This is a genomic window from Novosphingobium sp. BL-S-19, assembly GCF_055521675.1.
Map to the genome: position 1 here is coordinate 3,504,245 of NZ_CM145498.1, position 12,806 is coordinate 3,517,050.

The 12,806-nt window shown below is 65.6% G+C and carries 10 protein-coding genes; 3 read left to right on the plus strand and 7 right to left on the minus strand.

Going from position 1 to position 12,806, the window contains the following annotated elements; genetic code table 11:
* Positions 1–214: 214 nt before the first annotated feature.
* Complete coding sequence (locus ACZ1JV_RS24725) at positions 215–1,588, plus strand: glutamate--cysteine ligase (RefSeq protein WP_465150941.1); 1,374 nt, start codon at positions 215–217, stop codon at positions 1,586–1,588.
* 727 nt (positions 1,589–2,315) lie between these two features.
* On the opposite strand, the gene ACZ1JV_RS24730 is transcribed toward ACZ1JV_RS24725, so the two are convergent.
* The 5 genes from ACZ1JV_RS24730 to ACZ1JV_RS24750 all read right to left on the minus strand — a co-directional run bounded on the left by ACZ1JV_RS24730 (position 2,316) and on the right by ACZ1JV_RS24750 (position 8,150).
* On the minus strand, positions 2,316–3,656 hold the full coding sequence (locus tag ACZ1JV_RS24730; RefSeq protein WP_465150942.1) for a methyltransferase family protein: 1,341 nt from the start codon (positions 3,654–3,656) through the stop codon (positions 2,316–2,318).
* Positions 3,657–3,762: 106 nt separating this feature from the next.
* A complete protein-coding gene (locus tag ACZ1JV_RS24735; protein WP_465152647.1) occupies positions 3,763–5,130 on the minus strand; it encodes an outer membrane protein assembly factor BamB family protein in 1,368 nt (455 codons plus the stop codon).
* 17 nt (positions 5,131–5,147) lie between these two features.
* Positions 5,148–5,969: a tetratricopeptide repeat protein gene (locus ACZ1JV_RS24740; RefSeq protein WP_465150943.1), complete on the minus strand. Its 822-nt coding sequence runs from the start codon at positions 5,967–5,969 to the stop codon at positions 5,148–5,150.
* 163 nt (positions 5,970–6,132) lie between these two features.
* The gene (locus ACZ1JV_RS24745; RefSeq protein WP_465150944.1) at positions 6,133–7,272 is read right to left on the minus strand and encodes a glycosyltransferase; all 1,140 of its coding nucleotides are present in this window, start codon (positions 7,270–7,272) and stop codon (positions 6,133–6,135) included.
* Between the two features lie 11 nt (positions 7,273–7,283).
* Entirely contained in the window at positions 7,284–8,150 is an 867-nt protein-coding gene (locus tag ACZ1JV_RS24750; protein ID WP_465150945.1) for an alpha/beta fold hydrolase, read from the minus strand.
* Between the two features lie 65 nt (positions 8,151–8,215).
* Here ACZ1JV_RS24750 and ACZ1JV_RS24755 point away from each other — a divergent pair, with 65 nt between their 5' ends.
* Positions 8,216–9,622, plus strand: coding sequence for a protein adenylyltransferase SelO family protein (locus ACZ1JV_RS24755; protein WP_465150946.1), 1,407 nt, complete (start codon positions 8,216–8,218; stop codon positions 9,620–9,622).
* Between the two features lie 150 nt (positions 9,623–9,772).
* Complete coding sequence (locus ACZ1JV_RS24760) at positions 9,773–11,182, plus strand: succinylglutamate-semialdehyde dehydrogenase (protein ID WP_465150947.1); 1,410 nt, start codon at positions 9,773–9,775, stop codon at positions 11,180–11,182.
* A gap of 3 nt (positions 11,183–11,185) precedes the next feature.
* Here ACZ1JV_RS24760 and ACZ1JV_RS24765 read toward each other — a convergent pair whose 3' ends face one another.
* Together ACZ1JV_RS24765 and ACZ1JV_RS24770 are read right to left on the minus strand one after the other, a co-directional pair.
* The gene (locus ACZ1JV_RS24765; RefSeq protein WP_465150948.1) at positions 11,186–11,878 is read right to left on the minus strand and encodes a hypothetical protein; all 693 of its coding nucleotides are present in this window, start codon (positions 11,876–11,878) and stop codon (positions 11,186–11,188) included.
* 308 nt (positions 11,879–12,186) lie between these two features.
* Positions 12,187–12,621 carry a glycine zipper 2TM domain-containing protein gene (locus tag ACZ1JV_RS24770; RefSeq protein ID WP_465137173.1) on the minus strand — a complete coding sequence of 145 codons (435 nt, stop codon included), beginning with the start codon at positions 12,619–12,621 and terminating at the stop codon, positions 12,187–12,189.
* Positions 12,622–12,806: the final 185 nt, after the last annotated feature.

The following is a 12,806-nucleotide window of genomic DNA, read 5'->3' on the forward strand; positions in this document are numbered from 1 at the left end:
ATCCCGCTTGTCTTGAGCCCAGCCGCAAGACAGCGGGGCCCCCGCCTTCGCGGGGGCGACGGAGTAAATGGCTCAAGTCCCCACCGTTAGGCCGGAAGCATCAACCACTCCGATCCCGCTAAAAACGCCCGAAAACCTTGCCTCTGGCGCAAAAGAAACCGGTCGGTACAAAAAGTTCTAGCGTCCGGCCCGAAGGCACTCTAACTCCGCGCCCATGAGCACCCGTGAGGTTTCGGATCGCGAAGATCCGGTGATCGAAAGCCTGGATCAACTCGCCGCGCCGATGGCTGCGGGCGAAAAGCCGCGCGAGGCGTGGCGCATAGGCACCGAGCACGAGAAATTCGTCTACGACACCGCCGACCACCATGCCCCGTCCTATGACGAGCAAGGCGGCATCCGCGATCTGCTGAACGCGCTGACCCAGTTCGGCTGGGAACCCATCATCGAAGGCGGAAACGTCATCGCCCTGAAGGGCAGCGACGGCAACGTCAGCCTGGAACCGGCGGGCCAGCTGGAACTTTCCGGCGCGCCGCTGGAAAACCTGCACCAGACTTGCGCCGAAACCGGCCGTCATCTCGCGCAAGTGAAGACCATCGGCGATCACATCGGCAAGGCCTATCTCGGCCTGGGCATGTGGCCGGACAAGACCCGCGCCGAACTGCCGATCATGCCCAAGGGCCGCTACGAGATCATGCTGCGGCACATGCCGCGCGTGGGCACGATGGGCCTCGACATGATGCTGCGGACCTGCACCATCCAGGTCAACCTCGACTATTCGAGCGAGGCGGACATGGTGAAGAAGTTCCGCACCTCGCTGGCGCTGCAACCGCTGGCGACCGCGCTGTTCGCGAACTCGCCCTTCACCGAGGGCAAGCCCAACGGCTACCTCTCGTACCGCAGCCACATCTGGTCGGACACCGATCCCGCGCGCACCGGCATGCTGCCCTTCGTGTTCGAGGATGGCTTCGGCTACGAGCGCTATGTCGACTACATGCTCGACGTGCCGATGTACTTCGTGTTCCGTGACGGCAAGTATATCGACGCCGCCGGCCTGTCCTTCCGCGACTTCCTGAAGGGTGAGCTTTCGGTGCTCCCCGGTGAAAAGCCGCGCCTGTCGGACTGGCAGGACCACCTTTCCACCGCCTTCCCCGAAGTGCGCCTGAAGTCCTTCCTCGAAATGCGCGGCGCCGATGGCGGTCCGTGGGGCCGCATCTGCGCCCTGCCCGCGTTCTGGGTGGGCCTGCTCTACGACCAGACCGCGCTCGACGCCGCATGGGATCTGGTCAAGGACTGGGACATGGAAGGCCGCGAACTGCTGCGCAACTCCGTACCCAAGCTGGCGCTGGACGCCCCGCTTCCGGGCGGCGGCACCCTGCGCGATATCGCGGGCGAAGTGCTGAACATCTCGCGTTCGGGCCTCGCAGCGCGCGCGCGGCTCAACGCGGGCGGCGACAACGAGACCGGCTATCTGGAACCGCTGGCCGAGATCGTCGCGTCCGGCAAAGTTCCGGCGCAGCGCCTGCTCGACCTCTACAATGGCGAGTGGGGCGGCGATCTGTCGAAGATCTACGCGCTGAAGAGCTTCTGAAGGTTTGAAGGAAAAAGCAGGGGAGCATAGCCCCCCTGCACCCCCAATACCGTCCCCGTAGCGCCCAGCCCTATCGGTTACACGCCCATGGCTGCGTCGGAAGACTTACTGGCCGCGCAGCAAGGAGCGCAGGACGGATAGGCAAGGCACGACGAAGACGCTTTGAGGGTCTGGGGGATCATCCCCCAAGACTCTGCGAAATTCTCGCTATTTAGAAAACGCTCATTATTGGTCGCCTGCAACAACACGGCCACACTGATTTATCCGAAAGTAGAGCTGTTTTTTCGGATCATTGCCGTATGTTACTCGAACAATGTCGACCCATTTGTTCAATAATACAGTTTTGAAACGTACGGCATCTTCCGGCGAACTCCGCTCGTTAACAACTTCACAGCAATTTTTTGGGTCGATATCGCGAATTTCGTCCGGAAAATCGGATCGTGAACGCACGTACTCGGCGACATTACGCAAAATCTCGCCCTCAGAAACACGGTGGAGCGGAGAAGGGCATATATATACGCGGCCATAAAACGCTATTGCAGTCAATATTAGATATGAAACTGCAATCACACATATGACAATGACAATTACACCCTTTCGCGTCCAAGCAATTTTGCTCAATGCCAAAACGATTTCCTTCCGACTTCGCTCTGGAAGAACGATTTAAAAACCGCAATTGCCCGCATCAAAGATCTCCCAACAGAAGGAGATCAGCTCTCTTTCATACTTATTCCGCCGCCTGCGGCTCCCGCGCGCCCGGCCGCAGCCTTTCGCCCAGCTTCGTCAGCGTTCGCGTGATCAGCGCGTTCTCCGCCATCCATGCGTGATAGGCGCGGTACTTGGCGTCCTCCGCCAGCAGATGCGCTTCCTCGGTCCGCGCGCGCCAGTAGTAGATCGCGCTCACCACGCCCAGCAGCACGGTGTTGCGCACCATATCGGTCAGCGCGTGGTTGGAAACGAGGAACGGCAGCGTCGAGCACCACCAGAACAGGTTCTTCGACAAGTACGCCGGGTGCCGCGTGAAGCGGTAGGGGCCGTTCGTCAGCACGCCTCGATAGGTGAGGTTGGAGAAGCGCAGGCCGAAGGCGAAAGTCGCCCAGGCATAGATCGCCGTCAGTGTGATCAGCAGCGCCGCCCAGAGCCACAGGAGAGCCGTATGGCCCTGCAGCCAGTAGGCCCAGCCCGGCGTGTTCACTTCGTAGCCCAGCACGTCCGCGCGGCCCATCGTGCCCCAGACGAAGGGCGGGTAGCACATCAGCGCCGCCACCCAGCCCGCCAGCAAGGGATTGCCGCTGCGGATATGCGCGTCGAGCGGGCGGAAGGTGAAAATGTAGCCGACCGTGCCGATCTGCACGTCGATCAGGAACAGTAGCGCGATCAGCGTCAGCCCCAGTCGGACCGGATCGCCTGCCATGCTTGCGAAATCGGCGTTGACGATCTGTGCGAAGCCGCCCGGCAGGATGGAGATCATGAAGGCGCCGAAGAAAGCCTTGACCGCCCAGGCGCGGCCGTGGCGCTTCACCTGATCGATGTCCCAAGCCTCGCGCCCGATCAGCAGCGCGCCGAAGTGCCATGCCGCGTCGCGCGGCTCGACCAGATGGCGGTCCAGCCAGAACACATAGGGGATCGAGAGCACCAGCAGCGGCACCGCCGCGGCGCCGATCACTTCCATCGCGAAGAGGTACTGCCCGTCCCAATACCAGCGACCGATGCAGTAGTAGCCCGCGATCAACGCCCATGTGGCCCAGAGCCCGGCCAGCTTGGTGATGGAAATGTCCAGCGTTTCGGCAAAGGGCCGCGTGCGGGTCCAATCGATGCCGGTCGACGGGCGGCGGTGCACTTTGTCCACCAGCAGCGAGTAAAGGCTCATGCCAAGGCCGGTGAGGAACAAGGTGGCGACGGCGGCGTAAGGACCGCTCATCGGCGCGTGAGGGCCCGGAAGCGCGAAACTATCGGCAATCGCCGCCCAATTGCGGCACACCAGCAGCCAGCCGAGCAGCGCCGCCAGCCCGGTCAGGCCCACGCCTGCCGAAACGTCGCTTGCTGGTCTGGAAGGGCTGCCGGTCATCGCAGGAGGCCTAGCGGCAAATGGTTAAACGGCCGCAAAGGAAAGGCCGCCGGCATCGTGGAAGATACCGGCGGCCCATTGTCCTTTTCGCGCGCAGTCCGTGCGATCAGCGGAAGGCGCTGATCTGGCCCGAATCGTCGAGGATATAAAGCGTCTGGTTGGCGACCACCGGTGCCAGCGAGATCGGATCCTTCAGCTCCTGGAACTTGGTATAGGCGCCGGTACCCGGATCGATCGTGCCGATTTCGCCGCGCGAATTGCCGATCCACAGCTTGTTGCCGGCCAGCACCGGGCCCACCCAGAAGATCGGTCCCTTGCGCTTCTTCGCGTTCTGGTAGCGCGTAAGCTGGGTCAGCCAGCGCACCTTGCCGCTGGTGCGGGCGATGGCCAGCACTTCGGCATGGTCGTCCAGCGTGAAGATCCAGTCGCCCACGATCGCCGGGGTCGAGATGCCGGCAAGGTTGAGTTCCCAGATACGCTGGCCGGTGACCAGTTCGTACGCGGCCATGCGGCCGCCCTGGCCCAGCGCATAGACGCGGCCACGATCGATGATCGGGTCGGCGTCAAGGTCGGTGATGCTGCCCACTTCGGTGGAGATCGAAGTGCGGGCCAGCGCGTCAGACCACAGCTGGCGGCCGTTCTCGTAACGGTAGGCCACCAGCTCGCCCGAGGCATAGCCGGCGATCACGGTGCCCTGCCCGGCCGCCGGCGTCGCCACGCCGAACACGCCCGACTGGGTGAGCGAGGCCGATTCGTTCCACAGGACTTCGCCATCGGCCGCGTTGAGCGCGATGATCTGGTTGTCCTGCGTCATCACATAGACGGCGTTGAAGCTGACCGTGGGCGATCCGCGCAGCGGGCCGCCGGGCTTCTTGGTCCAGACCTGCGTGCCGTCGTTGGCGTTGAGCACGGCCACTTCGCCAAGGCCGGTGGTGACGTAGAGCTTGCCCGAATCGAAGCTGACGCCGCCGCCGAAGATGGCCTTGGTGTTGTCACCCGAAACCGCGAAATTCTTGGTCCAGAGTTGGCTGCCCTTCTCGGCATCGAAGGCGTGCACCACGCCGTCGGTGTCCATCACGAAGAGCTTGCCGTCGCCGATCACCGGCGAGGCGGCCAGACGCTGGCGCGTGGTGGAACCGGCGATCTGCGCGGTCCAGACGCGCTGCGGGTTTTCCGCCAGCGCCAGGTGGCCATAGGACTTGCCGGCATTGCCGCCGCCCTGTGCCCATTCGGCATTGGCAGTGGCGGGCGGCAGGATCACCGAGACGGCTTCCAGCGCGGGGTCGACCTTGGCGCCGGCTTCGATGCGCGAAAGGATCGGCACGCGTTCGCCCACGGTCGGCGTCTTCGGGCCTTTGCCGCCAGACTTGCAGCCGGAAAGGCCCGCCACCAGCGCCAGCGCGATCAGCGAGGCAACGCGAACCTGCCGGCCCCGCGCAGCACGCGGTTTCGAATCGGCAGCGGTCATGCGCATGTTTTCAATCGACATCGTCATTCTCCGGCAGGCGCGGCAGCGGCGGGAGCCGCCGGAAGTGTGCTCGGCTGGCCGTTCTGGCCCTTGCCCAGCGGTTCGCCGCGCTCGTCAACGATATCGTCCACGGCATCGACGCCCAGCGCGGCGGCCAGCTGGCGCGCGCGGCTGCGCAGACCGTCTTCGACCGTTTCGTCCTTCGCGATGGCGGCGAAGAGCGGACCGGCCTGATCGGTCTTGTTCATCTTGAGGTAGGCCATACCCACCAGTTCGCCGGCAGGGCCGAACCACGGGTTTCCGGGCGCGGCATAGGGCTTCAGCTTGGCCACCACGTCTTCGGGCTTCATCGCCTCGAAGTTGGCGGCCGTGCCGCGGATCACCGCCAGATCGCGCATCGGCTGCGGCGCCTTGGCGTCGTTGGCGACGGCATCGTAAAGCTTCAGCGCATCGGCGAGCTTGTTCTGCTGCAGGGCAATGCCCGCCAGCAGCAGCCTGGCCGACGTGGCGCTGCCGTCCGAACCGCTGTCGGCAATCGCGTTCAGCTTTTCCTTGGCGCTGTCGAAATTCTGCGCCTTCAGCGCGTCGATCGCCTGGGTGAACGCCTCGGAATTGGCGGCGCGCGCCTCTTCCTGTCGGTGCTGCCAGAACAGGAAGCCGCCGAACGCGGCAAGGCCCAGCAAAACCACCGCCAGCAGCGGCAGACCAAAGCGCTTGAAGAAGCCTTCAACCTGATCGTGACGCAGCGCATCGTCGACTTCGCGCAGGAATACATCCTGCTGCGCGGCGAGTCGCTGGGCAGACACGGTATTGGAGGTCGAACTATCGGAAGGAGGCAGGGCCAATTTGCGGGCGCTTTCTGCGGATGTCTGAATGGTTGCCGGGCTGTTTAGCGAATGGTGGCGGCTTTTCAACGATGATCTGGCGTGGACCGCAAGGGGTGAAGCCCGGCTGAACGGTGCTTTGCCCCAGAATAATACGCGAGGGAACAACACTAACGAGGCACCGTCAGGCCAGTTCCTCCGCTCCCATTGCTTGCCCGTAGACCGTGCGATAGGCGGAAATCATTGCTGCCTCGTCGTATTCGGCCTGCGCCTTCGCACGATTGGCCGCGCCGACGCGGGCCCGCAATGCCGGCGCATCGGCCAGCGTGGCCAGCGCGGCGGCCAGAGCGTCAACAGGCGCGGCATCGTCCTCCGCCGGGACGATGAAGGGCGCATTCTCCCCCGCGACCATGTCGGCAACGTCGCCCACGGCCGGCGCGGCCACCGGCAGCCCCGCCGCCATCGCCTCCACCACCGAGATCGGGAACTGCTCGCTCTTCGAAGAGAGCGCGAACAGGTCGAACAGGCCGACCGCGCGCGAGGGATCGGCCACGAAGCCCGGCAGATGCACGCGGTGGCCCACGCCCAGACGCTCCGCCTCGGCCATGATGGCGCTGCGTTCGGGGCCTTCGCCCAGGATCACCAGCTTCCATGGGTCCGGCAGGCCGGCGAAGGCACGCACCAGCCGGGGCAGGTCCTTGACCGGGCGCAGCCCCGCCAGCGTGCCCACCCAGCGGTCCCCCTCCTGCTTGACGATGCCCGGCAGCACATCGGGCCGGGGCTTGTCGATGAAGGCGCCGCAATCGATGCCGTTGGGAATGAAGCGCAGGCGTTCGGGCGGCTGACGCCATGCCTGCCGCGCAATCGCCTCCAGCCGGCGGCTCGGCACGACCAGCGCCGCCGCCCCGGCCAGCGCCACGCGGCGGAACAGGTTGCGCGAGGACTTCAGGCCATGGGCCTCATCTTCGTTGAAGCCGTCCTCATGGTGGACCAGCGGCGGCAATTGCAACACCCCGGCATAGAGCCGATGCGCCAGCACCGCGTCCATCGCCCCCCAGTTGTAGGTGAGGACAAGGTCGTAGCCCTGCATGGCCTGCGCGATCCGCCACAGCCGCGCCGGCGTGGGGCGGCCCTGCAGGCTGGGAAAGTCTTCGGGAAAGCCGACGTCCAGCGCGGGATCGAGCGCTGCCGCCGCCCCCAGCGCGCCGGGCTGTGCGGAGACCACTTCATGCCCGATGCCCCGCCCGAAGACGTTCATCAGCCGCACCGCGCGCAGTTCCTTGCCGCCCGCCGCGAAACTGGAATGGAGGTGGAGGATGCGCATGGTTCGGTGGGTCAGCTTGCCCGCGCCAGCACCGCCTCGATCGCGGCGACCGCCTCGGGCTCATCCAGCGTCGGCGCGTGGCCGACATCGGCCACCGTCAGCGCTTCGGCACTGGGCACGCGGCGCAGCATCTTTTCCAGCGTCGGGGCCGAGAGCAGGTCCGACAGTTCGCCGCGCAGCACCAGCACGGGCAGGTCCGCCAGCGCTTCCCAGGCCGGCCAGAGATCGGGATGGGTGTCGACGTCATAGGCGTCCAGCGGCTGGGCGATCTTCATGTCGTAATCGAACACCATGCGGCCATTGCCGGAAAGCGTCATCAGCCGCTTGGCCATGCCGATCCAGAAATCCAGCGTGTGGCCGGGATAGGCGTCGCCCTGCGTATCCTCGATCCCGCGCGCGGCATGGACCCAGGTGGGAAAGCTGCGCCCCTGACCGACGTAATCCTTGATCCGCTCCATCCCCACGGGTTCGAGATAGGGGCCGACATCGTTGATGACGGCGGCGGCCAGGCGGTCCGGGATCATCGTGGCCAGGCCCATGATCATCAGCCCGCCCAGCGACGTGCCGATGGCGGCGAAGCGGTCGATCCCCTCCTGCTCCAGCAGGGCCATCAGATCCTCGCCATATTGCACCGGATTGTAGCTGGCGGCATCGCGCGCATATTCGCTGTCGCCCCGACCGCGCATGTCCGGGCAGATCACCCGGCGCTGCTGGGCAAGGCGGGGGGCCAGCCGCTCGAAATCGCGGGCATTGCGCGTCAGCCCTGGAAGACAGATCACCGGAGGACCGTCCTGAACGCCTTCGGGCCCGGCATAATCGCGGAAATGCAGCTTCAATCCATCGCGGCTCGACCAGAACCGATCTTCAAAACCCGTCATCTGTGAAGCCTGCGACCTCCTGCACCCACCTTGATCGACGGGCCATCCATCGCCACTATCGCCCGATGCGAAGCGAACCGCAAGCAAGTGCCTACCGCCCTGCCCCCCGTATCGAGGCTATTTCCGACTGGATCGCGAGTCCGGTGGATGCGGCCCAATTCCCCAAACATATCCTGCGTTTCCGCAATGACAGGTGGGCCCGCGCGGTCGGTCTGGACGACCTGGACGATGCGCAATGGATCGCCCATTTCGGACGTTTCGAACCACTGCCGGACAACCTGCCCCGGCCGCTGGCGCTGCGCTACCACGGCCACCAGTTCCGCGTGTACAACCCCAATATCGGCGACGGGCGCGGCTTCCTGTTTGCGCAGATCCTGGACGGTGAAGGCCGGGTGCTGGACCTTGGCACCAAGGGTTCGGGCCAGACGCCCTACAGCCGCGACGGTGACGGCCGGCTGACGCTGAAAGGCGCGGTGCGCGAGATTCTCGCCACCGAAATGCTGGAGGCGCTGGGGGTAAACACCAGCAAGACGTTCTCGGTGGTGGAGACCGGAGAATCGCTGTGGCGCGGGGATGAGCCTTCGCCCACGCGTTCGGCGGCCTTGGTGCGTCTCAGTCACGGCCATGTGCGGATAGGCAGCTTTCAGCGCCTGTTGGCGATGGACGATGCAGAGCACATGGCGGCGCTGGTCGACTATTGCCTGGCCACTTTCCCCGGCCCGCTGCCGCCCGAAGACATGCCCGGCCGCGACGAGCCGGCGGTGATCCTGTTGCATCAGGTGGTGGAGCGCATGGCCGATACCGCGGCCAGTTGGATGGTCGCCGGGTTCGTTCACGGCGTGCTCAACAGCGACAATATCAATGTGTCGGGCGAGAGTTTCGATTACGGCCCCTGGCGCTGGCTACCGCGCTGGGAACCGGGCTTCACCGCTGCCTATTTCGACCATGCCGGCCTCTATGCCTTCGGCCGACAGCCCGAGGCGGTGCTGTGGGACTGCGGGCAACTGGCCGTGGCGCTGCGGCTTTTGGCGGAAACCGAGCCGCTGGTCGCCGCGCTCGATCGCTTCGCGCCGCTTTACCAGCAGGCGATGTATCGCCGTTTCTGCTGGCGTCTCGGCGTCGAGCAACAGGACGACGCGGCCGACCTTGCGCTGATTCAGGCGGCGGAAAAGGCCATGGTCGCCAGCGGCGATGCGCCGGAGACGTTCTATTTCCGCCATCGCGCCGGTCGCAATGCGGGTGACGACGCCTTCGGTGATCTGCTCAGGACGCGCCGCCCAAGCTCCGATACGGATGCATCTATCTGGCACGAACCGGCCCCGCCGGGGGTTCTGATCGAGGAGGTGGAGCGCATCTGGTCCGCCATCGACGAGCATGACGATTGGACCCCACTTCACGAAAAGGTTGCCGCGATCCGCGAATTGGGCCGCCAACTGGGCCCGGCGCCGGTGCCGGCGGGGCACATTCGTTAGGCTCTCATTAGGGATAAGCGTGCATAGCTCTGTCTCGCTTTGATCTACCCGCAACGGACAGACCCCGTCATGCACGGTGCAGCCACAACCGCAACCAAGGCCCCGCTTCCCGCCCTTCCGGGCAACCACAAACGAGGACCCGTCGATACTGTGAGCGCTGAACAGATCGTTTCCTGCGAACCGGCAACGGGCGCGGAGATCTGGCGCGGGATGCCTTGCGACGTGAACGACGTGGTCGACCGCGCCCGCCGTGCATGGCCGGCCTGGGCCGCGCAGCCGCTGTCCACGCGCATGGAACTGGTCCGCCGCTTCGCCAACGAAGTGCGCAAGGAAGCCGAGGCGCTGGCAGACCTGATCGCCCGCGAAGTGGGTAAACCCCTGTGGGAAGCCCGCGCCGAAGTCGAATCGGTGGTCGCCAAGGTCGAAGTCTCGATCCGCGCCTATGCGGAACGGACCAGCCAGCGAAAGCTGGACAGCGCCTTGCAGGGCAGTATGGCCGTACGCCACAAGCCGCATGGCGTGATGGTGGTGCTGGGTCCGTACAATTTCCCCGCGCACTTGCCCAACGCCCACATCGTGCCCGCACTGATTGCGGGCAACGTGGTGATCTTCAAGCCGAGCGAGAAGGCCCCCGCCACCGGCGAACTGCTCGCCCGCTGCTTCCACCGCGCCGGAATTTCCGCCGGCGTCGTCCAGCTTGCCATCGGCGGTCCGCTGGAAGGGCAGGAGTTCGTGGCACATGAAGGCGTGGACGGGGTGCTGTTCACCGGCTCCGCCAACACCGGCATCTCGATCAACCGCCGCCTTGCCACGCGTCCGGACAAGGTCGTCGCGCTGGAGATGGGCGGCAACAATCCGATCGTGCTCTGGGATACGCCCAAGGTGACGGACGCCGCCGCGCTGGTGGTGCAATCCGCCTTCGCCAGCGCCGGGCAGCGCTGCACGGCAGCGCGCAGGCTGATCGTCAAGGCATCGATCCATGATGCGATGATGGCCGAGATCAAGGCGCTGGCCGATCGCATCATCGTCGGCGCGCCGTTCGACGAGCCTGCCCCGTTCATGGGCCCGGTGATCGACAATGCCGCGGCCGACGGGCTTTCCGAAAGCTTCCTCTATCTGCTGAGCAATGGCGGCAAGGCGATCAAGCACCTGGTTCGCCAGCATGACGACCTGCCGTTCCTGAGCCCGGCGATCATCGACACCACCGCGCTGAAAGACCGGCCCGACGTCGAACTGTTCGGCCCGATCCTGCAAGTGGTCCGCGTCGACGATTTCGACGAGGCGATTGCCGAGGCCAACAACACGCGTTTCGGTCTGGCGGCATCGCTGATCGGCGGCAGCCCGCAGGACTACAACCGCTTCTGGGCGCATGTGCGCGCCGGGATCATCAACTGGAACCGCACCACCACCGGCCCCAGCCATTCGGCGCCGATGGGCGGTATCGGCCTTTCCGGCAACCACCGGCCCAGCGGCTACTACGCCGCCGATTACTGCGCCTATCCGGTCGCCTCGGGCGAGATGGAACAGCCGCGCGCGATGATCGGGGTCGGCCTCAAATAAGGATCAGTGGCCGCTGGTGATCAGGTCCACTTCGGTCACGCCGTTGGCCTGCTTGCGCGCGAAGACCACATAGGCCTGCCCGCCCTTCTTGCCGCCCACCACCTGATCGCCGCCATCAAGACGGTAATCGGCCGAGTAACCCGCCTTCAGCGCCATCGCGCGGTAAAATCCGATCACGTCCTGCTGGGCGACCGGGGTGCCGAAGCTGACCACGCGCAGCGCGCAACCGTCGCTGTCGGTGCCCGCCGCTTCCTGCACGGCGGCGCGCGGATAGAGCGGCAGTTCGGCCGGCAGCTTCTGCGCCCAGTCACGGCCGTACTGGACCTTGGTGGTGCAATCGGTCTTCGCCGCCTTGGCAGCGGGCGTGGCCTGCGCGGCGGCAGCGGCGATTTCGGAAAGCTGCGATGCGCTGCCCTTTACCGGTGCCGGCAGTTCGCGCAGCTCGCCGGCCAGATCGGCCGCCGCCTTGCGCGTGGCCTCGATAGCCTGCGGCGAACGGCTGTCGGGAGAGAGGACCACGCCCTTCTCCGCCCCGGCCGCACCGCTTTCGGCGGTCATGGTGGGATCGACTACGATCTCGTCCCCCAGCGCGGCCTGCGTCTTGTCGGCTTCGGTCTTGCCCGCCTTCGAGCACCCGGCGAGGACCACGGTTACGGCGAGCATCATGCCCACGGCGCTTGCAGAAGCTTTGTTCATGGCGGCCCTTTCCGACCCCGGCGGCGGGAGAATCGCGGCCCGCACTGCTGATTTTCAACGACTATCGCGCAAGCCTTCCCCCCGGCTGCCCCGAAAGACAAGGGTGAGAAGCCTCCGATCAGGCGCTTGTGCCAAAGCGGGAATAGTCGCGCGCCAATGCTTAAGGCGCGGCGGAAACGTGTTGCCAACGTGTCGAGGGCGCCCGCGGGGTTGCCGCGGACGCCCTCTCCACCCGGTCCCCAGGGGGTCAGGCGGACTTCCCCGCGCTTCGCCGTCAGCGCGGGGAAAGGGGGTATGGTGCGCTGGCATCAGCGGCAGGACGAACCGCCGCGATCGATCTCACGGCCCAGCAGCGCGCCGCCTACTGCGCCCAGCACGGTGCCGAGCGTGCGATCGCCGCGCTGGTCAACCTCGCGGCCCAGCAGGGCACCCGCCGCGCCGCCGATCAGCAGGCCGGTCGTGCCGTTCTGGCGGCGGCAGTAATAGCGGCCATTGTCGCCCCGCCACACGCGGGTGTCGCGATAGACCGGCTCGCCGCGATAGCCGCCGCGATAACCGTAGCCGCGACGGTAATCGTCGCGCGAATAGCGCTGGCGGCTATGGGCATTGGTCTCCTGCCCCGGCGCCACGAATTCGCTGGCTGCATGGAAGGTCGGAGCCGCATTGGCCGGCATCGCACCCGCCAGCGAGACGGTGGCGACGGCGGCAGCGGCAAGGGCGGTGGCCTTGGTCAGTGCACGCATTGTCATTCTCCTTCAGTCTGGCGGAGGGCAGTCGCAACCCGGTCTCCGCTGCATGCATTCATCTTTAAGACGCTGAACCTGAACACACTGCAACGCGGTCGTCAGAATTGCCAATATCGACAAGGCGAAGGGCAGAATGCGACGAACCGCTTGCCGCTGTTGGCCCGCCCCCCTATCGAACCGGC